Raw genomic sequence first — 22193 nt, 5'->3', positions numbered from 1 at the left:
CCTTGCTAATTATCTACTTTATTGCCGAGGTGGTGCGCAATAACTAGTCTCTATTAGCGATTGGCCTTAATGAATACCACTTAGCGCGCAGTTCGTTACTACTTTGGTCTTGGTCGCGGGCGAGAGTGGCGGCGGCAAGGCTATGGGAGGCAATTTTGCGACTAAAGTAGGGTGTGGCAATTGCCTAGCCGCCCTTTAGTTGAATTGTGCCGTCGCGGTAATGCCGTAGGCTGGGGAGTTTTAATACCCGCTGCGGAGAATAATAATGAGCAGTTCGCAAATAAAATATCGGCGGCCTATATGCGTTGCGATATTACTGGTGGGCACATCGTCAATGGCCTTGGCAAATACCGAATACAAGGTGCTTGAAAATGTGAGGGTGGTGGGCATGTCGCCCATGGGCGTGGGGACGCTTACCGAGCTTGCCCCCTTTCAAGTGCAAATTTTCTCGGCGGCCGAGTTAGAGAAAGATAAATCCTATTCGGTGGCTGGCTTTTTAGACCAACACGGCGGCGGCATTTCGCTTAGCGACGCCCAGAACAATCAGCTACAACCGGATATTCGTTTTCGCGGTTACGCGGCATCGCCGCTATTGGGTTCTGCGCAGGGCTTGGTGGTGTATTACAACGGTGTGCGGGTGAATGAGTTATTTGGCGATACGGTAAATTGGGATTTATTACCCGCGAGCAGCGTGCAAGAAATGGCCTTGATTGCTGGGGTGAACCCCATATTTGGTCAAAACGCCTTGGGCGGCGCCATCGTCATAAACAGCAAGACCGGATTTACCTCGCCGAGCGGCGCACTGGAGTTTGGCGCGGGCTCTTTTGGGCAGCGCACACTATCGGTATCACAGGGCGCCCACGGCGAACACTGGGCTGGGTTTGTGTCAGTAGAAAAATACAGCGAGAACGGCTGGCGAGATTACTCGCCCACCGAGGCGAGGAATCTCTATGCAGCAGTGAGCCGCCACGATGAACAAAGCGAGTTAGACGTATTTTTTAACTTCTCGGATACCTATCTAAAAGGCAATGGCGCCATTCCAGTTGGTTTACTAGAGACTGAGCGTGATGCGGTGTTTACCCACCCAGATTTAACAGAAAATCAAATGAGCATGACGAATATTGTGTACTCGCGCTGGTTGTCGGAGGAGGTAAAGTTTTCGTCCAATGTTTTTTATCGACAGGTGTATAGCAATAGCTTTAATGGGGATGGCAGCGAATTTGAAAAATGCGAAACGCCAAATGACGATTTTCTCTGTGAAGACGACAGTGATGAGCTAGCGCGGGATCAGTTTGGCAATGGGGTGAGCAGTGAATTTGATGCGGTTAATAATATTAGTCGCCGCCAGCAGCGCAGCTGGGGCGCCAGCGCGCAGCTATTTTGGAATTACGAGGTAGGGCCGTTAAATCATCACATCACCGTCGGCGCGGATTATCTGGCGGGTATCACCGACTTTAACTCCCAAGTCGAGTTTGCGAACTTAACCGAAACCCGTTCAACCACAGGCTCAGGCCTATATGACGCAGAAGGCTTTACGGTACTGCGTGCCAGCAGCACGATGGCGGCGGCCTATTTTTCGGATACGATTCAGCTTAACGACCAGCTTAGTCTGACCGCGATTTTGCGTTATAACCAAGTAGATGTAGGCGCAAAAGACTTGAGTGGCGAGCGCCCAGAATTAACGGCAGATCATCGCTATACGAGTTTAAACGGCGGCTTAGGTCTGCGCTGGTTTTTAACAGATGCCCTTAGCGTGTACACCGGCATGTATCAATCCTCGCGAGCGCCAACTCCCGTGGAGTTGGCGTGCTCCCACCCCGACGCACCCTGCGTACTGCCCAATACCTTTCTTGCTGATCCGCCGCTGAAAGAGGTTGTTGCCCGCAGTGTGGAGTGGGGAATACGTGGTGAGCATGCTGGCGGCACGAGTATCCAAAACACCGTGCAGGTTTGGAGCGTCGCGCTATTTAGCACAAGCAATCGCGATGACATCCATTTTCAAACTGTGGGCGGTGTGTCGTCCAACCAAGGCTTCTTTACAAATATTGGCGATACCCGCCATCGTGGTATTGAAGCGAATTCCTCCGTTACCAGCGGCAAGTGGCTGCTGGACGCAAGCTATACCTATCTGGATGCCAGCTACGCAACGGCGTTCACCTCCTTCTCGCCGAACCACCCCAGTAACATAGACGGCGCATTGCGTGTTGAAAAAGGCAGCAAAATACCGTCGATTCCCGCGCACAGCGCCAAACTTTCGCTGGGTTATCAATGGACCGAAAAACTGAGTAGCGGCATTGGCGTGAATAGCAGCAGCGGGGTGTATTTGCGGGGTGACGAAGCCAATCAAGATGCACGAACCGCCTCATACACGGTGGTGAGTGCCAATGCGGAATATCGTCCTACTAAAAATCTAGCTTTTCATATTCAGGCGAAGAATATTCTAAACGAAGAATATGAGCGCTTCGGTCTGTATGGTGAGCCAGATGAAGTGCTCGATGATTTAGATAATGACAGTCCGCGATTTCTCAGCCCCGCGCCGCCACGCAGTTTAGCGCTGAGGCTTAAGTACAGTTGGTAGGTTTTCGAGTGTAGTAACGTCGTCATGCCGGACTCGATCCGGCATCTGGTGGGCTAGCTGTGAACTACATAGGTGGTATTAGGTTCTGGATCAAGTTCAGCATAACGATGTTTAAGAATGACCTTATTGACGGCTTGCCTGCTGTGTAGCCTATTTAGATAAATTACCGCCTTTTATTTACGCTCTTCCGCAATTCCAAAATCTTATTATTAGCCATTAATGCGCCATCGCCACCCGCTTTTCATCCTTTAGGCGTAGCACTTTTCTAGTCTGGTCTTATAGCCAAAAGACCGTTTATTTCGCCGCAAGGTGGTATGGGGATGCGGGAACTATTTGCGCATATTAAGCGCATCGCTGCAATGTGGTGATGGGTTTATATGTGGTGAGCAATTTATTGCGACGCTGTTGATGGCTTAAGCAGCCAAAAATTTTGGGGGAACTCATGAATAAGAATTTAATAATACGGCACATGGTTTCTGGCGCTACCGCGCTGGTTTTTAGTATTCCGGCGATGGCGGCTGTTGAGGTTTACAATCAAGGCGACACGACGGTATCGATAGATGCCTCGTTTAATACTTTCTTTGTGCAAAGCGATACCAATAATGACATTAGCGGTGTGGATCGCACCCAGTCGCGGGTCAAAATGGGTTTGCTGCCAAATTGGGTGGGTTTTAATTTTAGTAAACAAGTGGGCGACCTTAAGGTTGGTGGCCGCTCGTCGTTCTGGGTCACAATTAACGACAGCGATAGTGCAGTAACGTCTACCGGTATTGATGTGCGTCAATTCTACGCAACTGTCGACAGCGATTGGGGCCAAGTATTATTTGGTAAAGACTTTACCCTGTTCAGCCGCTCAAACATTTTCTTAGATGAAATGTTGCAGGGCTATGGCGCGGTTAACGACACCTTGGGTTTGATCGACGGTCAGGGCGTGTCCTTTGGTCATATTGGTAGCGGTTATCACTATCCCTTCCCGCACGCTCAGATCACCTATCGCACACCAGACTTTGCGGGCGGCTTTAAACTGGCAGTCGGCATTATCGATCCTGGTAATACCACAACAGATACCGGCGCTGGGCGCAGCAGCGAAGAGAGTATGCCGCGCTTCGAAGGCGAGCTGACCTATAACACGGCAATGGGCGAGGGCAATTCCCTTACCACATGGCTGGGCTTTTTAAAGCAAAGCTCAGAGAGCGAGGCGGTGGGTGTTGCCGACGTTGATTCGCAGGGACTTTCCTACGGCGCAAAATTTAAGATTGGCGGCTTTGCGCTAAACCTGTCTGGCTTCTCGGGTGAAGGTTTGGGCCTGCTGCTGGGGCCCGCTACCGATTCGGCACTCGGTTTACAGGGTTTAATTTCTGAAGGCGGGAAGGAAGTAGACAGCGACGGCTATGTGGCCCAAGCGGCTTACACAATGGGCGCCGAGCGCTTTGTTATCTCCTACGGTGAAACCACTGTTGAAACCTCAACTGAGTGGAATAACAGCACCAGCCAAATTGCGTGGTTTCACGACATTAACGCGGTGCTGCGCACGGTGCTGGAATACAACGTGAACACCCTAGAAATTGGCAGTGCAGAAGAAGAGACCAGCACCCTTGCCTTGGGTCTTATCGCCAATTTTTAGTGACTAATCTCCCCTAGGGTCGATGCTTTCCGGGCGCTTCTTGATAAGAGAGCCCGGATTTTTTGTCGGTAAGTGTCACGGTATATGGGGCTGTAAAGCTGGGTCTACGACTAAATGACTAAGCTCAAGGGCACCAAAGTACAGTTAATGATTGCTGCTAATCGTCATAGCATGAGTAATACCAGCCCTGGCCACTGTTTGGGCTATTTGAATATCTATCGTACTAATAATATCTAGCGAGGTTGGAAAAATGATTTACGCACAACCAGGTGAAGCCGGCTCAGTTATCACATTTAAAGCCCGGTACGAGAATTTCATCGGCGGCCAATGGGTCGCTCCTGTTGACGGCAAGTACTTCAAAAATATTACCCCAGTAACCGGTATGCCTTTTTGTGAAGTGCCCCAGTCGTCCCCAGCCGATATCGAGCTGGCACTGGATGCCGCTCATAAAGCCAAGGACGCTTGGGGTAAAACATCGCCCGCTGAGCGGTCTAATGTGTTGTTAAAAATTGCAGATTGTATTGAACGCAATATTGAAATGCTCGCGGTCGCCGAGAGCTGGGAAAACGGCAAGGGTGTACGTGAAACCCTCAATGCTGATTTGCCGTTGGTGGTTGACCATTTCCGCTACTTTGCCGGCTGCATTCGCTCCCAAGAAGGTACTGCTGCAGAGTTAGACGAGCATACCGCTACCTACCATTTCCACGAGCCGCTGGGCGTTGTTGGGCAAATTATTCCCTGGAACTTTCCTCTGCTCATGGCCGCGTGGAAATTAGCCCCCGCACTGGCCGCTGGTAACTGTGTGGTAATGAAGCCCGCAGAGCAAACCCCAGCGAGCATTTTAGTGTTAATGGAAGTGATTGCCGACGTTGTTCCCGCCGGTACCATCAATATTGTTAATGGCTTTGGTAAAGATGTTGGCGCCGCATTGGCCACTAGCCCGCGCATTGCCAAAATTGCCTTTACTGGATCGACCGCAGTAGGCGAGCAGATTCTTAAATACGCCGCCGACAGTATGATTCCTTCAACGGTCGAGTTGGGTGGCAAGTCACCTAATATCATTTTTGAAGACGTGATGAATTACGAAGAAGACTACATCAGCAAATGCGTAGAGGGCATGTTGCTGGGCTTCTTTAATCAGGGCGAGGTGTGTACCTGCCCCTCTCGTGTACTAGTGCAAGCGAGCATTTACGACCAGTTTATGGAACGGGTTATGGTTCGTGCCCGCGAGATAAAGCAGGGCAATCCCCTCGACACCGAAACCATGGTGGGTGCGCAGGCCTCGCTACAGCAGCTTGAAAAAATCCTCAGCTATATGGACATTGGCCGCGCCGAAGGCGTTGAGATGCTGATTGGCGGTAACCGCAATGTCTTAGAGGGCAATTTAGCTGGCGGCTACTATATGCAGCCAACCTTGATGCAAGGTCACAATAAAATGCGTGTTTTCCAAGAAGAAATTTTTGGACCAACGCTGGGTGTGACCAGCTTTAAAGACGAAGCAGAAGCCCTAGCCATTGCCAACGACACCGAGTACGGCTTGGGCGCTGGCGTGTGGACACGGGACATGAATCGCGCCTACCGCATGGGCCGCAATATTCAAGCCGGCCGCGTGTGGACTAACTGCTACCACGCCTACCCAGCACACTCGGCGTTTGGCGGCTACAAAAAGTCCGGCATTGGTCGCGAAAATCACAAAATGATGCTGGATCACTACCAGCAAACCAAAAACTTGTTAGTGAGCTATAGCACTAGTCCGCTTGGCTTCTTCTAAGCTTTCACGTCAGCCACAGGCTGTTAAAAGCCAGCGCTTAGCGGGTGTGTTGTAGAGGTGAAGGCTGCAGCGCGCTGTGGTACTGATGCGCAGTTTAAACTGGTGCGGCCTATGTCAGAGGTGCGCGCCAGGCAGTGGTAAGACGTTGTGTTTGCCGCGACTTTAGGTCGCGGCTTTTTTTTGCCTGTCATTAAGCGCTGCAGTGCTGTTGGACGGTTTTGGCGCGCGATGGACCTAGGACTAAAAGCGCTTAGGTCTAGTTCTAAAGTACAGTATTAGCGGTGGGGTGCTGTGCTTACTATCGAAGGGTGGCAGAAACACCATCCCCGTTAGCTGCCGCAGAATACTGAAAACGCAATAACTACTTAAATAAGAGAGGTAAGTCTCATGTGGATAAAGCCAGGATACCAAGATCTGCGATTAGGTTTTGAAGTCACTATGTATTTCGCAAACCGTTAAATTTGCAGGCTGCCTAAACGGTGTTTGGGTGGCCGCGTCAGAGAAGTAGATTGCAATGAGAGTTCATGTATTAGGTTCTGCCGCAGGCGGTGGATTTCCACAATGGAACTGCAATTGCCAGAATTGTTACGGCGTTCGCAATGGCAAAATTCGCGCTACGCCGCGAACCCAGTCGTCGATTGCCGTGAGTATCGACGGTATTTCTTGGTTGTTAATTAATGCCTCGCCAGACATCCGTGCCCAGCTTGAAGCCAATGTAATCCTGCAGCCAAAGCGCGGGCTAAGAGACACTGGCATTGGCGCGGTGGTGCTAGTCGACAGCCAAATTGACCACAGCAGCGGCTTGCTGATGTTGCGCGAAGGTTGCCCCTTCGACGTGTACGCCAGCCGTATGGTGCATCAAGATTTAAGCACCGGCTTCCCCGTTTTTACCATGTTAGAAAGCTGGAATGGCGGTATTAACTACTGCGAACTCGCCATTGACGGCAGTGCGATTACACCAGCGGGTTTCGACGGTCTGCGCATAACCGCCGTGCCGATTTGCGGCAAAGCGCCGCCGTACTCACCGCATCGGCACGACCCCCACCCCGGTGACAACGTCGCGCTCTATATTGAAGATATGAATTCCGGTACCAGCGTGTTCTACGCGCCGGGTCTTGGCGGCTTAGACGACACAGTTATCGATTATATGCAGCGCAGCAACTGCCTTATGGTAGACGGTACCTTTTGGCGCGAAGACGAAATGATCTTTGCGGGGGTGGGCACCAAGCTCGCCAGAGAGATGGGCCATTTGCCCCAGTCGGGTCGCGGCGGCATGATCGAAAAGCTGCGCGACTTTAGCCGCCAGCGCAAAATTCTTATTCATATTAACAACACCAATCCTATCCTCGACGAAGATTCTCCCGAACGCGCCATATTGGCGAAAGAGGGGATCGAAGTGGCGGCAGACGGTATGGAGATACTGCTTGATGCCAGTGAGGATGCGCTAGCTAAATCGTCGAGCCTAGCGCCAGACGTTTCGGCTCAGGTGCCAAATCAAGGGGAGAATGTGGGGGTGATCCGGTGACCCAGCGCGCGCACCACATCACATCCATCAGCGAGCGTAGTGAGGCGCTGTCGGCGAGTGACTTCGAGCGCGAGCTGCGGGACAAAGGCCGTTTTTACCATATTTATCACCCCTTTCATGTTGCGATGCATGAGGGGCGCTGCAATAAAGAGCAAATTCGCGCTTGGGTGGCTAACCGCTTTTATTATCAAAGCAATATACCGATGAAAGACGCGGCGGTATTAGCCAACTGCCCAGATCGGGCGGTTCGCCGCGAATGGCTGCAGCGCATTATCGACCAGGATGGCCGTGGCGATGGCCCTAGTGATGACAAGGGCGGCATAGAGGCGTGGTTATACTTGGGCGAGGCCTGTGGTCTTAAACGTGATGATTTGCTGAACCACCGCCATGTGCTGCCCGGCGTGCGTTTTGCGGTTGATGCCTATGTTAATTTTGCCCGCAGCGCGAGCTGGCAAGAGGCGGCGTGTTCGTCGCTCACCGAAATGTTTGCCCCAGAAATTCACCAGAGTCGCTTAAGCTCCTGGCCCGAACACTATCCCTGGATTAGCAGTGAGGCGCTGGGCTATTTCCGCAAGCGGCTTGGCGAGGCGCGCCGCGATGTTGATCATGGCTTAAGCGTTACCTTGGCGCATTTTCGCAGTGCAGAACAGCAGCAACACGCACTCAATATTCTGCAATTTAAATTAGACGTGCTGTGGTGCTTATTAGATGCCATCAGCATGGCGTATGTGCATATGCAGCCGCCCTACCATCATCTCGGCACAGAGCAGATTGTGAGGACCAGTTTATGAACCACGTTCAGCAAATCCCGTGTTTACACCGCCACTTTCGCCTGCAGTGGGAGCCGGTGCAAGACAGCTTTGTACTGCTGTATCCGGAGGGCATGGTTAAGCTCAATGCCAGCGCCGGTGAAATACTCAGTGCCTGCGACGGCAAAAAATCGGTAGCAGAAATCAGTGATTCCCTTGAACAAAAATACCCTGACGGTGAGGGCATAGCCGACGACGTAATCGACTTTTTTATCGCGGCCAACGACAAGGGCTGGACGCATTTTGTCTAGCCCGATTTTGTCTAGCCCGATTAAATCTAGAGGGTCTTTAGCTAAACGTATTGGCCCACCGCTGTGGCTGCTGGCGGAGCTAACCTACCGCTGCCCGCTGCAATGCCCGTATTGCTCGAATCCCCTTGAGTTCGCGAACATTAAGGACGAACTCACAACCGAGCAGTGGCTGCATGTATTGCGGCAGGGCAGGGCACTGGGCGCGGCGCAACTGGGCTTTTCTGGCGGTGAACCATTGCTGCGTCAAGACCTAGAAGACCTAGCGGCTGAGGCGCGCAGCCTAGGCTACTATAGCAATTTAATTACCTCGGGCATGGGCCTGAGCCGAGAGCGGGTTGCCGCCTTAAAAACTGCTGGCCTCGATCATATCCAGCTTAGCTTTCAAGACAGCGACAAAGAGCTAAACGATCAAATTGCCGGCAGCCACAAAGCCTTTGATAAAAAATTGGAAATGGCCCAAGTCGTCAAAGAGTATGACTATCCCATGGTCATCAACTTTGTTTTGCATCGCCATAATATCGACCATATTGAATCAATACTGAATCTCTGTGTGGCGATTGGCGCCGACTATGTCGAGCTGGCCAATGTGCAGTATTACGGCTGGGGTTTGCACAACCGCGATAATTTAATGCCCTCGGCGGAGCAACTGCGCCATGCCGAGGAAGTAACGCAGCGCTTTCGCAAGCAGTATCAAAATAAAATGCAGCTTATTTTTGTGGTGCCCGATTATTACGAGACTCGCCCCAAGGGCTGCATGAATGGCTGGGGTTCGCTGTTTCTTACCGTTGCGCCAGACGGCTTGGCGTTGCCATGTCACAGCGCGCGAGATTTACCGATTAGCTTTCCCAGTGTGAAAAGCACGCCATTGAAGGATATTTGGTATGGCTCAGACGGCTTTAATAAATATCGTGGCGATGACTGGATGGCCGAACCATGCCGCAGCTGCCCCGAGAAGGGCGACGATTTTGGCGGCTGTCGCTGCCAGGCCTATCATCTGACCGGCAGCGCCGAGAATGCCGATCCGGTGTGCGATAAATCTTCACATCACCATTTAATTCAAGCTGCTGTGGCGCAGGCCCAACGTTCTAATGACGTGCGGCCACTGCTGTTCAGAAACGCTAAAAACTCACGGCAGTTGGCAGAGTCATGAAGCGCCCGCCTTGCTTATTCGGGAATTTACGGTGGCTGTGCGCGGTACTACTCAGCCTTGCCAGTTTCAGTGCCAGTGCGACCGAAGAACTGCGCGTCGGCGCACTTAAGTACGGCACCGTAAACTGGGAGCTGGACGTGATAAAGCGTCATGGCCTAGACCGTAAACACGGTTTTGAATTAGCGCTGGTCGAACTTGGCTCGCCACAGGCGACAGTGATTGCCCTGCAGGGCGGCCGAGTCGATTTGGTGGTGAACGACTGGGTGTGGGTGAATAAGCAAAAAAACGGCCGTCGTGAGTACGGCTATTCGCCATACTCCACCGCCATTGGCGGCTTGGTGGTTGCGCCACATTCAAACATCCATACCCTAGCTGATTTGCGCGGCAAGCGTATTGGCGTTGCTGGGGGGCCAGTCGACAAGGGCTGGTTGCTGTTTCGCGCCTATGGTCAAAAAAAGCTTGGCGTGGATTTGGCCGAGATCAGCGACATTAAATACGCCGCGCCGCCCTTATTAAATCATTTATTACTTAATGGCGAGCTAGACGCAGTAATCAACTACTGGCATTACAACGCGCGATTAGTGGCCGCAGGTATGCAGAGCTTATTGAGTACCGAGCAGCTGCTAGAAGCCTTCGGTGTGGCAGGCAAAGTACCTATGTTGGGTTGGGTGTTTGATCGTCGCGTTGCAGAGCAACGCCCCGCTTTAATGAATGCGTTTTTTGCCGCCTCGGCTGAGGCTAAGACCTTGCTGGCGAGTTCAGATGCCGAGTGGGACGTCATCCGGCCTCTACTAAAAGCCGACAATGACGCGGTATTTACCGCGTTAAAAGCGGCATATCGTGCTGGCATACCCGAGCCGCTGAGTCGCGACAATGCCCAAGCAATACGGAAAATATACGATCTTTTGTATCCGTCTAATAGCACTGAATTAGTGGGCGAGGTGGATACCGCAACAATGATGAGTTTAAAAAATACCGAGCCCAATAGAAATGACAAAAATAATAAATTCGACGAGGGGATGTTCTGGTGGCAGTTTGTGCGGCGCCAGGAGTCCTGATGTGAACTAAGTGGTGGCAGCAAAGTGGCGGTTTATGTCTTTTCTTGGCTTGCTGGTGTTCTGGCAGGCCACGGTGATGTATTGGCAGCCAGAAATGCTGCCCAGTCCCTATGTGATTAGTTTGCGAATTTGGCAAGAAACCATCAATGGCAGTTTGCTGGCCAATCTACTGGCGACCTTGCAGCGGGTTGGTCTGAGCTTTGTGCTCGCCATGGCCCTCGGCGTGCCGCTGGGGCTGTGGATGGCCTATTCACGTCGTGCCGACTTACTGCTAGACGGTATCGTCACCGTGTTTATGAATATTCCCGCACTGGTGGTGATTATTCTGTGCTTTTTGTGGTTGGGCCTAAACGAACTGGCGACGGTAGCGGCGGTGGTAATTAACAAAATACCCGTCATTGTGGTCACCCTACGCGAGGGTGGCAAAGCGATTGATTTTAAACTTATGGCTGTTGCCAAAGCCTTTAATATTTCGCGCTGGCGCACTCTGCTTAAGGTCTACCTTCCCCAGTTATATCCTTATTTATTGGCGGCGACCCGTTCCGGTTTGGCATTGGTATGGAAAATTGTCTTAGTTGCAGAACTCATGGGTTGCAGTGACGGGGTTGGATTTCAGCTGGGGATTTATTTTCAATACTTTGATATTGGCGGCATTCTCGCTTACACCTTTGCCTTTGTTGGTATTGTGTTGCTGCTCGACGGCTGCGTAATTCGCCGCTGGGAGAACGCAGTAATGCGGTGGCGACTATGATGAATGTGCGTATCTCAACAAAGGCCTATGCCAACTCGGCTGCGCCAGTTATTAAGGATTTAAACTTTAATCTTGAACGCGGCGAATTCCTCGCCATTGTCGGGCCTTCTGGGGCGGGCAAGAGCAGTTTGTTGAATTTAATTGCTGGGGTAGATACCAAGTTTGAGGGGGCTATAGCGTCGCAAACACCAGACGCTAAACCCTTAACAATAGGTATTATGTTTCAAGAACCGCGACTGATGCCGTGGCTTACACTGCTGGAAAATGTCTGCTTGGTGTCAGATTCGCTAGAGAGTACACTGGTTATTAAACGTGCACATGCGCTGCTCGATGATGTTGGTCTTGCTGGCTTGGCTGGGCAATACCCCAACCAGCTTTCTGGCGGCATGCAGCGCAGGGTAGCTTTGGCTAGAGCGCTAATGGCCGAGCCGGATATACTGCTACTGGATGAGCCACTGGTATCATTGGATCAGCCCGCTGCTACGCAGTTGCGCGAGTTATTGCACAACGTGTGGCAGGCGCGCCAATTCACGGTGGTGTATGTTACCCATCAGCTGGATGAGGCTATTGCCATGGCAGACAGAATCTTGTTTTTGTCGACGTCGCCAGCACGGATTATCAAGGAAGAAATCATCGACTTACCGCGGCCACGGCAGCAGCAGAATATTGACGCGCTCGGCGCGAGCTTGCGCGGCAGAGCCGGTTTGTTGAGTGGCTGCATGGACTAGCTGTTAGCGGGTATAAATATCGGTATAAATGGCAACGCCAATACGCATCGTCATTGCAAAATAAAAGTTTCAATAAGAATAATGAAGCGCATCGAGGGTCAGTACATGAACACCGCAGAAAAGCAGTACTTAAATTCCGCAGATTCAGCACTAAGAACTGGCCCAGCAGTACGCTATGGCGGTTCCGATAATCCCAATGCGGTTGAAGCCGCACAGGAACTGTTTAACTCGCTATTAATGGCGCGCCCAGCCTGCGTAATATTTTTTTGCTGTGTAGATTACGACCGCGAGCAGCTCAGCGATACCTTGGCCACATTATTTGGCGACGTGCCGGTGTTGGGGTGTACTACTGCGGGCGAGATATCGCCGCTGGGTTTGTCGGCAGGTTCAATTACCGGCTTTTGCCTGTCTGCCGACCATTTTGTGGTGGAAACCGCACTCTTAAAGAATTTGGCCAGCTTTTCTGAGCGCGGTGCCTACGACACCGTTAAAGGCATGATGCGGCGTTTGGACAGCCGTTCGCTGGCGCCAATGCTCTACAATAGTTTTGCCTTATCGCTGCTCGACGGTATGTCTATTCGCGAAGAACTGGTGCTCAGCGCCTTAAATGAAGCGCTGTCGGGCATTCCCCTTGTGGGCGGCTCGGCGGGCGACAACCTCCATTTTCGCGATACCCATGTTTACTACGACAAACAGTTTTTTAGTAATGCAGCGGTGATTATTCTGATCAACACCACCTGCTCGTTTAGTGTGCTGAGCGGCCACCATTTGGTGTCTGACTTTGAAAAACTGGTGGTGACCAAAGCCGATCCCGCTAAGCGCATTGCCCATGAATTAAATGCCGAACCCGCCGCCTTGGAATATTGCCGGGTGATGGATATTTCTCTCGATGAATTGAATTCCGCGTCATACGCCCTGCACCCCCTGTCGGTGCAGGTGGGTGAAAACTTCTTTGCCCGCTCTATTCAGCAAGTTAATGACGATCTTAGCCTAACCTTCTTCTGCGCAATTGATACCGGCATAGTGCTTACCAAAATGCGCGATGGTGGTTTAGTCGCCGAGTTTGAACAACGTATGGAAAGCGTTGTTGCCGAAATTGGCGAACCGCAATTAGTCATTGGTTACGACTGCATTCACCGCCGTATTGAAGCCGAGGGCAAGGGTATTTACGAGGAGTTATCGACCTTGTATCAGCGCTATAAAGTGGTTGGATTTAACACCTATGGCGAGCACTGCGATGCCATGCATGTAAACCATACGTTTACTGGGGTGGTGATTGGTGAGGCCAGCGAGTTTTCTGTTTAAGGCCCGCGTAAACCGCCGGCAATAGGTATTTGAGAATGGACAGTAATATCGCGCAAAGTGATGGCGTGGAAAGCGTGATTGAAGCTTTGCGCTACGAGAACGAAAAGCTTAAAAAAACCAATCAAGTGCTTATCGAGCGGGTGGAGCAGGGTTGGGCCAATTACGGCGACGCCTACCGCTCGTTTCAGAATGCTGCGCTGCTTGCCGACAAGGTTAAAGATCGCACCATCAAACTGCGTAAAACTCTTTATAAGCTCGAAGAAGCCAATCAAAGCCTGACTGAAACACGGTTGGAAACGGCGCACTCCCAGCAGCGTTTATTAGACACCATCGAAAGTATCTCCGACGCCATTGTGCTGTTCGACAAGAACCGTCGGCTGGTGTTGGCAAATAGCCATTTTTATGAATTCTGGCGCAATACCAATGCAAAAATTGAGGTGGGAGTAACCACCTTTAAAGAACTAACGCCGATGGCCCTTGAACACGGTATTTACGACCCGGAAGGCAAACCCTTTGAAAAATTAGTGCAGCGCGGCGATATCTTTCGGGATACCGTAATTCGCTTGGCAGACGGCCGCTGGTTGCAAATTTCAGAGCGGCCCACTGCTGACGACGGCCTAGTGGTTGCTTACAGCGATATTACCCAGGTTAAAGAAAGTGAAATTGCCAGACAGGAAAAAGTACTGGCCGAGCAAAATAGAATTTTACAATCGCTTATCGCCAACCTCCCCCTTGGCGTTGTGTTGGTGAATGGCGAGCGCAATGTAGAGGCATGGAACGATCAGTTCACCAATGTGCTTGGCCTAGAGTCTGAAAAACTTCGTCGTGGAATTCAGTTTGACACCCTCTTTGTAGACTCGCCCTTACAGAGTTTTAAATACGCGCCAGACACTGCCAGCCATCGCGGCCAGCGCTCGCTGTTTGAGGCGGAGCAATTGTTAGATGATGGCCGCGTTATCGCCATTAAAAGTCACCTTATTCCCGGTGGCGGCAATGTAAATACTTACCAAGATGTTACTGAGCAGCGCCGCACCGCAGAAGCACTTAAAAATGCTTACAAACACATGGAAAAACGCGTGCATGAACGCACCGTGGAATTGTCTGCACTAAATCACCAACTGCGTATTGAGATTGACGAGCGCGGTGTGGTTGAAAAATCGCTGCTGGAGGCCAAGCGCGAGGCTGAAGACGCCAATATTTCTAAAACAAAATTTATGACCGCGGCCAGTCACGATCTGCTACAGCCGTTAAATGCAGCGCGGCTCTTTACTACGGCGCTAATGGACTACGATCTGCCAGCGAACGTGATTAAATTAATTAACTCCCTCAGTTATTCGCTTAGTGATGTAGAGTCGTTACTAGGCACCTTGGTTGATATTTCAAAATTAGAAGCGGGGATAGTTGAGCCGATTTTAGATTATTTTCCCGTAAATGAATTAATGCGCAATTTGGCCAATGAGTTTGAACAGCAAACCGCCAGAGCAGGTTTGGCCTTTAGTTTTGAGCCCTGCAATATTTCGGTTCATTCCGACAGTCAGTTACTTGCGCGTATCTTGCGTAATTTTTTGAGTAATGCCATTCGCTATACCGATCAAGGTCGGATACTGCTGGGCTGCCGTCGTCGCGCCAACTACCTAGAAATACAAGTGTGGGACACCGGTGTTGGCGTACCGGAGGATCAGCTAAAAGAAATATTTTTAGAATTTAAACGGGTGAACGCCAAAAAACAGCGCGAAGATAAGGGCTTGGGTCTTGGTTTGGCCATCGTCGATAAGCTGTCTACGGTGTTAAACCACGAGATTAAACTGCAATCTACGCTCGGCAAGGGTTCGGTGTTCTCGGTGTGCGTTCCCTACGGCGGCGAGAACGAAGCCAGTATGCTCGACGAGGACGAGCGGCCCACCTCACAGCTGGACCCACTGCGCGGTAAGCGGATACTGCTGGTGGATAACGACTGGGCAATTTGCGAGGGCATGGCGCAGGTCTTGGCGAATTGGGGCTGCGATTTAGTTGCCGCCCAAAGCTTGGACGATTTACGCAATAAGCCGGCGTTATTGAATCCGCCGCCAGACGCCCTGATCTTAGATTACCACCTAGACGATGACACCACGGGCTTGGATGCCGAAGAAATAATAAGAGAACACTTGGCGCGGTCGGTGCCGAGCGTAATGATCACTGCAAATTACAGCAATGAGCTGCGTCAGCGGGTTAAGGAATTGGGCTTTCATCTTTTGAATAAGCCGATTAAGCCCTTAAAATTGAAATCGGTATTGGTTTATTTACTATCCGAAAAGTAAGATTTTACGTCTGACGTCACAATCAATGCGAACGATGCAAATAGTGTTCAAAATCAATGGCCGACGCACACAGCACTGCTTTCATGCGGTTTTGTACTTTGAGCTTGCGTAAAATCGCCGAGACATGGGCTTTAACCGTGGTTTCTGCAATGTTTAATTCATAGCCTATCTGCTTGTTTGACTCGCCTTTGGCCATGCGCTCAAACACCAGTAATTGGCGGCGGGTGAGGGATGAGATGATCTCGCTGGGGATGCCGGTGTTTTCGCGGCGCCGGTTGTGACTGGTGTCGCTGCCACTGCGGCGAATAATGTCGGGGGGCAGAAAGGCTTGGCCGTCGAGAATTTGTTCAATAGCCGCAATAATTTTTTCGCGGGGCATCGACTTGGTAATAAAGCCAACAGCGCCGTAGGTCATCGACTGCAATACAATATTTTTGTCTTCTTCTGCCGACAATACCACCACTGGCACATCGGGGTAGGTGCTGCGCAGGGTCACAATGCCATTAAGTCCATCCATGCCCGGCATATTCAAGTCGAGCAGCACCAAGTCTACATCGGGGTGTTCTTCAATATAGGCAAGGCTTTCGTCTAGCGAGGCTGTTTCGGCAATTAAGGCCTCGGGAAACTGCTGCTGGGTGGCATTGCGTATTGCCTCGCGAAATAAGGGGTGGTCGTCGGCAATAATGATGTGAATCATGGTCTTTATACCTCGTGCGGCGATAAGCTAATTATTTTACGTGGCGCGCGCAGCCTTAATATAGCGCAATGCCGGCGTTAAAACATGAATTTGAAGCGCTTCGCTCATAAGCTTAGCCACCACCGGCTTTGCGTTTTAGCAGTCCGTGCTTGGGATCGTAACCAAAAATTGCCAGTGCCATAAATGCAGCAGTGGTGGTGGCGCACACCACAAAGGCTTGGGTATTAAACTGGCCGTAGAGCGCAAAGCGAATCAGCTCTACGCCGTGGGTAAAGGGGTTGAGGGCGCAGATCTGATAAATAAGCTCATTGGATTCGCGCATTTTCCACAGCGGGTAAAGCGCCGACGACAAGAAGAACATGGGGAATACAATAAAATTCATTACCCCCGCAAAATTCTCTAACTGCCGTATCACCGACGATAAGAACAAGCCCAGTGCGCTCAGCATTAGCGCCGGTAGCAGCGCGGCGGGTAATAGATATACATAGCCCAGCAGTGGCGGGGTAATGTCGAACAGCCGCGCAATCGCAATAAAGGCATAGACCTGAAACAGCGATACCAAGGACGTGGCCAGCAACTTACAGACCAGCAGATAAGCGCGGGGAATGGGGCTGGTGAGCAGCACGCGCATACTGCCCATCTCGCGGTCATAGACCATCGACAGCGAACTTTGCATACCGTTAAACAACAGAATAATGCCAATTAAGCCCGGTGCAATATACACCTCGTAAGTAATATAGGTTTCATAGGGCGGAATAATCGAAATACCGAGGGCTGAGCGAAAGCCCGCTGCAAATACGGCCAACCACAACAGCGGGCGTACAAGTGATGATAAGAAGCGCGAGCGCTGTTGCACAAAGCGGTACATCTCGCGTTTGAGAATGCCGACAAAGCAGAAGTAGTAAGCCGAGATCGTCATGCCGCTGGCCTTGTGAGCTGAGAGAAGAGGGCGGGCAGGTCGGCCGCGCCGTGCTGCGCAATTAGGCTTTGTGTTTGGCCCTGGGCAAGGCTGCGGCCGCCGTGCAGTATGAGCAGCTGATCGCCGCTGTGTATTTCTTCAATTAAATGGGTCGTCCACAGCGCGGCTATGCCGTCTTCGCGGCACAGGGTGCGCACATGCTGGTTTAAGCTGGCGCGGGTGTCGATGTCTAGGCCCGCCGATGCTTCGTCGAGTAAGAGCAACTTGGGGCGGTGCAGCAGGGCGCGGGCGAGTTCTACACGGCGGCGGTGGCCGCCGTTTAAATTGCGCACATGCTCATGTTGGCGGTCGCTGAGTTCAAAGCGCGCCAGTTCCTGTTTAATACGAATCCGCACTTCACGCGGTGCAATGCCGTGCAGGGCACCGTGGTAGGCTAGGTTTTGGGCTACGCTCAAATCTAGGTCGAGGGTGCTTTGTTGAAATACCACACCGATATTGCGCATCGCCTGACTAGCCTGTTTGTGTAAGGCGTAATCGAAAACTCGAATCTCGCCGCTCGCGGGTTTTAACAGCCGAGTGAGCAGCGACATTAAGGTGGTTTTGCCCGCGCCATTGGGGCCGAGCAGGCCGAAGAACACGCCCTCGCTAATATCGAGCTTGAGCTTGTCTAGGGCGCAGCGGGCACCGTAGTAGTAGCTGAGATTTTCTATGTGCAGGGCGCTGTGTGTCATGGGCGTGTTATCACGGCTTTACCGCGACCCCCCATGGGAAACGCCCCACCTTTATGCTCTTTAGCACGGTGAGGGACGTCACATCGATTACCGACACATCGCCGCTAATACCATTGCTGCTAATGAGCCGCGACTCGTCGCCATTCAAGGCCAAATGCCAAACGCGGCGGCCAACCAGCAAATACTTAATGACGCTTTGGCTGGCAATATCGATAACCGCAACATGGTTGGCGGGGCCAAGGGCGACAAAGGCGTAGCGATTGTCTTTGCTTAGCACAATGCCCACCGGCTGTATTTTGTCGCGGTGAACACCGGCAATATGAAAATTGTAAACGTGCTTGCTGGTTCGGCTTGCCACGTCGATAACACTGACCGTGCCACCAATCTCTGAAGAGGCCCACAGATTTTTGCCGTCGCGGCTAAACACCACATGCCGAGGGCGCTGGTCTACTAAGGTATTGTCGACCAGTTCGTGGCTGCCGCTGTCAATCCAATGCAGCATATTGCTGGTTTCCGAGGTGTTAACCACCCATTTGCCATCGGGGCTTATTGCCATGCCTTCTGGCTCTAGGCCCACGGTGATTTGGCCAATAACCTCGCGTTTTTCGGTATCCACCACCGTGACCACGGCGTTGTCTTCGTTGGAAATATAGAGGTGCTTGTTGTTGGGGTGCAGAGCAAACTGCTCGGGGTCTTCACCGGAGGGCAGGTTGGCAATGATTTTTTGGCTCTTTACATCCATCACTTGCACGCTGTCGGAGTCGCTAGCGCAAATATACAGCTGGCTGTAGTCGCGATTAAAGGTAATGCCACGGGGCCGTAAACCAACCGGAATAGTCGCAATGACCTTGAGGCTATCAAGATCAATCACCGACAGGGTATTGTCCTTCTCATTAGAGACATAGACTTCTTCCGCCATGCCAAATGTTGGCCGAGCCAACACGCCAAGTAAGAGTAGCGCGCTAAGCGCGGGAATTTGGTAAGCGCTGTTCATGATGTTCTCACAGTGTTGGCCCCGCAAATGGGCAGTCTACTTCGGGGCGGTCGTAGCCGAGGGTGTCCATTTCTGATGTGGGGTGAAGATAGCCTTCTTGGGGCGACTGACTAACCAGTGCATTGGGTTGCACCAGCGGAATAGGCTGGCGTAACTGACCATTCCAATTGCGAAAACTTAAGGCGCGGCCTTTAAAGGCGCTGAGCTGAAAGTTATCGCTGAGTAAGTATTGATATAAAGCATTAACGTCAACAGTTTTACTTCGGCTAACCGCCTCACCTATGGCGCGAACCGCCAGCCAACCGGCGTAGTCGAGGTCGTTCATATCGCGCTTGGCGTAGTCTTCAAAGCGGTGCTGCAATTGCGCCGCGCCCCATTGTTCTATGCTCCAGTGCCAGGCGGTTGGGGTAAGACCCTGGGTGCCAGCGGCGGGTCTGGCAAGCCAGGTGTTATAGGGAATGTATTCGCCAATATCGCCTATTTCATCGGCGATTAGCGTTACGTCGTAATCCTTGGCTTGGCTAAACAAGCTAATTTCATTTTGGGCCGAGCGGCGTAAATCGGCGTTAAATTGCCACTCCCGCTCGTCGATAATCTTTGCTCCAAAGCGGTGGGCCGAGCGCTTTAGGGCGGCGCTATAGAGTTTGTCTTCGTTCTGCTGGCCGCGCAGCAATAGCCATTTATTCCAGCGTTTTGAGATTAAAAATTGCGCAAGGGCATCGGTGAGCATGGCGCGGCTGGGAATGGTGTGCAGCAAGCGTGGCCGACATTGGCTGCTGCGCAGGGCATCGTCGGTGGCCGAAATATTAAAAATAATCGCCTGTTTAGCAATGGCTTTATCAGCGCTTAGGGCAAGCAAACTCGCGGCGGGCAGCTTGGCAATAATCAGACTATTGCCGCTGCTTAACCACATTTTTGCAGCGGCCACGACGGCGGCGCTGTCGTCTACTAATTCGGCTTTAAGTTGGTAGTGATCTCCGGTAAAACGACCGCTGGCATTATTGTCGCTAATGCCAACACTGGCGCCGTCTAGGCCGGCGCTGGCGGGGGTGGTGCGTATGCGCGACAGCACTGGGCGCGCTATTTGCGTTTGTTCAAGAAACAATACCGATACTGCGCGCTGCTCAGTAGTCGCGCTTAGCGCGGCGCCAGATAAAAGTGAAAGGCATAGCGCAATGCCGCTAAAGCGCAGGGGAGTTCTCATAAGCGCTACAACTTGCATTGCAATACAAGCGAGCCGCTGCGTGGTTGCGTGCTTTGCATACAGCTTACATCTCTATTTTTATAATCTTAATAAGCAAGAAGGCGGCAGCGTAATAGCGACACCTCCTTTATTTAATGCTCATGCTATGGCTAGCGCAGCACTATTGATATATGCAAAAGGTCGCAATGAACTAGGCCTAAAGTAGTAGATAAATGCCTGAATAAATTCGCTTTACTCCCCCGTCACTTAATTTTCTGGCCGCTACTACTTAGGGAGTAGTTGTTGTTGTGCTTCTCGGCACCAAAGCACAATTGCCTGAAATGACCCGTTTGTTAGGCTATCAGCACAATACGGATTGGCTGAGCGCGGTGCCGTCTTTTCGAAAATAATGTCAGAATGATTGAGGAATACTATGCGTAATTTATCTGTTAAACGCGCTCTGCGTAGCGGTGCAGTTATATTTTTTGGAGTTCAGGCGAGCTTGACCTTGGCCCACGGTGATGTAACGCCGCAGGCGGTTAACACCGAAACCCTGCCACAACTGGGTGAAACTTGGCTTGAAGAAAACCCCTATCGCGGCAATGAAGAGGCCATTCGGGTGGGCGCTTCTGGGTATAACCAGAATTGCGCGCGCTGCCACGGCTTGCAAGCGATTTCTGGCGGCATGACCCCAGACTTAAGAAAGTTGAATGACCCCGCTGAATACATTGATATTCAAGAATCTGACCAGTGGTTTATGACTCGTATTCGCGGCGGTGCGGTGATTGACGGTCGCGTATATATGCCACCATTTGAAGGCATTCTAAGCCAAGAGGCGATGTGGGCAATTCGCTCGTATTTAGATACCCGCAAGCTTGACGAGTGAACGCAGCATCATGAAGTTGCTGCGCGCCATTCTCGGTAGACCTCTGCTAAACCTGCTAGGGGTGTTGCTTTTGGCTGTGCTCGCGGCAAGCACCGTCCATGCGCGGGAATACGATGATGTTATTAAATCTCAGTACATCGAATTTGCAGTGTATCGGGATTTTCCACCCTACTCCTATTTAAAAGAAGGTGTGCCCGCCGGCATTGATGTTGATATTGCAAAGCGCATTGCGAGCGAGCTAGGGCTAGAGGCTCGCTGGCAATGGCTGACCGCAGATGAAACCGTAGACGATGACCTGCGCAATGCCATCTGGAAGGGCAGTGTTGTGGAGCGCAAAGTGGCCGATGTGATGTTGCGGGTGCCCTACGACCGCGAATACGCTTACGCCCAAGACGGCTACGGCCTGCCGCGCAACGATATGGTCGTTATGTTGGCGCCCTACCATAAAGAATCATGGCAGTTGGTGCGCGATATTAAAAAGACTGGCGAGGTCCGCAACCTCGCTATTTTTCAGTATCAGCCCATTGGCGTCGAGATCGACAGCCTCCCTGACTTCTTCCTAGTAGGCACTTATCAGGGCCGCCTGCGTGAGAATGTCCATCATTATTCCACCGTCTACGGCGCACTTGCTGATTTAAACGCGGGCAAACTCAGCGCGGTTGCCGGTATGCGTAGTCAGTTAGAGTGGGGCTTGCCGAATAAGCCCAGCAATTTCGACATCGACGACGATGGCCTCGAAGCCCTTGGCCGTAAAAGTTGGGATATTGGTATCGCCATAAAAGAGAACTACCGCCAACTCGGCTATGCCGTAGAAGCGGTTATCACCGCAATGATAGATAGCGGTGATATGGCAAAAGTATTCACTCAGTATGGTGTTAGCTACGAACTCCCCTCGACCTATGAGCTAGACGCGGAATGAAAATTTTCCGCGTTGTT

The 22193-nt window shown here is 51.6% G+C and carries 20 protein-coding genes; 15 read left to right on the top strand and 5 right to left on the bottom strand.

Annotated elements, in window-relative coordinates:
• Positions 1-265 precede the first annotated feature (265 nt).
• From AB4876_RS06565 to AB4876_RS06505, 13 genes are all read left to right on the top strand, one after another.
• Positions 266-2578, top strand: coding sequence for a TonB-dependent receptor (locus tag AB4876_RS06565; protein WP_368380851.1), 2313 nt, complete (start codon positions 266-268; stop codon positions 2576-2578).
• Positions 2579-3020: 442 nt separating this feature from the next.
• Entirely contained in the window at positions 3021-4202 is a 1182-nt protein-coding gene (locus AB4876_RS06560) for a porin (protein ID WP_368380850.1), read from the top strand.
• Between the two features lie 250 nt (positions 4203-4452).
• Positions 4453-5973 carry an acetaldehyde dehydrogenase ExaC gene (gene exaC / locus AB4876_RS06555; protein WP_368380849.1) on the top strand — a complete coding sequence of 507 codons (1521 nt, stop codon included), beginning with the start codon at positions 4453-4455 and terminating at the stop codon, positions 5971-5973.
• Between the two features lie 387 nt (positions 5974-6360).
• Positions 6361-6432, top strand: coding sequence for a pyrroloquinoline quinone precursor peptide PqqA (gene pqqA / locus AB4876_RS06550; RefSeq protein WP_368380894.1), 72 nt, complete (start codon positions 6361-6363; stop codon positions 6430-6432).
• A 55-nt stretch (positions 6433-6487) separates the two neighbouring features.
• On the top strand, positions 6488-7498 hold the full coding sequence (gene pqqB / locus AB4876_RS06545; protein ID WP_368380848.1) for a pyrroloquinoline quinone biosynthesis protein PqqB: 1011 nt from the start codon (positions 6488-6490) through the stop codon (positions 7496-7498).
• Positions 7495-8289: a pyrroloquinoline-quinone synthase PqqC gene (gene pqqC, locus AB4876_RS06540; protein WP_368380847.1), complete on the top strand. Its 795-nt coding sequence runs from the start codon at positions 7495-7497 to the stop codon at positions 8287-8289. Before pqqB ends, pqqC begins: the two co-directional genes overlap by 4 nt.
• Positions 8286-8558: a pyrroloquinoline quinone biosynthesis peptide chaperone PqqD gene (gene pqqD / locus AB4876_RS06535; protein ID WP_368380846.1), complete on the top strand. Its 273-nt coding sequence runs from the start codon at positions 8286-8288 to the stop codon at positions 8556-8558. Before pqqC ends, pqqD begins: the two co-directional genes overlap by 4 nt.
• Positions 8551-9708 carry a pyrroloquinoline quinone biosynthesis protein PqqE gene (gene pqqE / locus AB4876_RS06530; protein WP_368380845.1) on the top strand — a complete coding sequence of 386 codons (1158 nt, stop codon included), beginning with the start codon at positions 8551-8553 and terminating at the stop codon, positions 9706-9708. The genes pqqD and pqqE overlap by 8 nt, the downstream gene beginning before the upstream one ends.
• Entirely contained in the window at positions 9705-10766 is a 1062-nt protein-coding gene (locus tag AB4876_RS06525; protein ID WP_368380844.1) for an ABC transporter substrate-binding protein, read from the top strand. Before pqqE ends, AB4876_RS06525 begins: the two co-directional genes overlap by 4 nt.
• 34 nt (positions 10767-10800) lie before the next feature.
• On the top strand, positions 10801-11517 hold the full coding sequence (locus AB4876_RS06520; RefSeq protein ID WP_368380843.1) for an ABC transporter permease: 717 nt from the start codon (positions 10801-10803) through the stop codon (positions 11515-11517).
• Positions 11514-12245, top strand: coding sequence for an ABC transporter ATP-binding protein (locus AB4876_RS06515; RefSeq protein ID WP_368380842.1), 732 nt, complete (start codon positions 11514-11516; stop codon positions 12243-12245). Before AB4876_RS06520 ends, AB4876_RS06515 begins: the two co-directional genes overlap by 4 nt.
• A 105-nt stretch (positions 12246-12350) precedes the next feature.
• Positions 12351-13550 carry a nitric oxide-sensing protein NosP gene (gene nosP, locus AB4876_RS06510; protein ID WP_368380841.1) on the top strand — a complete coding sequence of 400 codons (1200 nt, stop codon included), beginning with the start codon at positions 12351-12353 and terminating at the stop codon, positions 13548-13550.
• Between the two features lie 35 nt (positions 13551-13585).
• A complete protein-coding gene (locus AB4876_RS06505) occupies positions 13586-15847 on the top strand; it encodes a hybrid sensor histidine kinase/response regulator (RefSeq protein ID WP_368380840.1) in 2262 nt (753 codons plus the stop codon).
• A gap of 22 nt (positions 15848-15869) precedes the next feature.
• Here AB4876_RS06505 and AB4876_RS06500 read toward each other — a convergent pair whose 3' ends face one another.
• The 5 genes from AB4876_RS06500 to AB4876_RS06480 form a co-directional block, all read right to left on the bottom strand.
• Positions 15870-16544, bottom strand: a complete 675-nt coding sequence (locus AB4876_RS06500; RefSeq protein WP_368380839.1) for a response regulator — start codon at positions 16542-16544, stop codon at positions 15870-15872.
• Positions 16545-16656: 112 nt separating this feature from the next.
• Positions 16657-17463, bottom strand: a complete 807-nt coding sequence (locus AB4876_RS06495; protein WP_368380838.1) for an ABC transporter permease — start codon at positions 17461-17463, stop codon at positions 16657-16659.
• Positions 17460-18194, bottom strand: a complete 735-nt coding sequence (locus AB4876_RS06490) for an ATP-binding cassette domain-containing protein (protein ID WP_368380837.1) — start codon at positions 18192-18194, stop codon at positions 17460-17462. Before AB4876_RS06490 ends, AB4876_RS06495 begins: the two co-directional genes overlap by 4 nt.
• A 10-nt stretch (positions 18195-18204) precedes the next feature.
• Entirely contained in the window at positions 18205-19188 is a 984-nt protein-coding gene (locus tag AB4876_RS06485) for a YVTN family beta-propeller repeat protein (protein ID WP_368380836.1), read from the bottom strand.
• Positions 19189-19195: 7 nt separating this feature from the next.
• Positions 19196-20392, bottom strand: a complete 1197-nt coding sequence (locus AB4876_RS06480) for an ABC transporter substrate-binding protein (protein WP_368380835.1) — start codon at positions 20390-20392, stop codon at positions 19196-19198.
• 412 nt (positions 20393-20804) lie between these two features.
• Between AB4876_RS06480 and pedF the strand changes: the two genes are divergently transcribed.
• Both pedF and AB4876_RS06470 read left to right on the top strand, forming a co-directional pair.
• The gene (gene pedF, locus AB4876_RS06475) at positions 20805-21257 is read left to right on the top strand and encodes a cytochrome c-550 PedF (RefSeq protein ID WP_368380834.1); all 453 of its coding nucleotides are present in this window, start codon (positions 20805-20807) and stop codon (positions 21255-21257) included.
• On the top strand, positions 21247-22176 hold the full coding sequence (locus AB4876_RS06470) for a substrate-binding periplasmic protein (protein WP_368380833.1): 930 nt from the start codon (positions 21247-21249) through the stop codon (positions 22174-22176). The genes pedF and AB4876_RS06470 overlap by 11 nt, the downstream gene beginning before the upstream one ends.
• Positions 22177-22193 lie beyond the last annotated feature (17 nt).

The sequence above is a fragment of the Zhongshania guokunii genome (assembly GCF_040892635.1).
In the GTDB taxonomy this organism is placed as follows: Bacteria; Pseudomonadota; Gammaproteobacteria; order Pseudomonadales; family Spongiibacteraceae; genus Spongiibacter; species Spongiibacter guokunii.
This window is presented reverse-complemented; position numbering and strand designations above follow the sequence as displayed.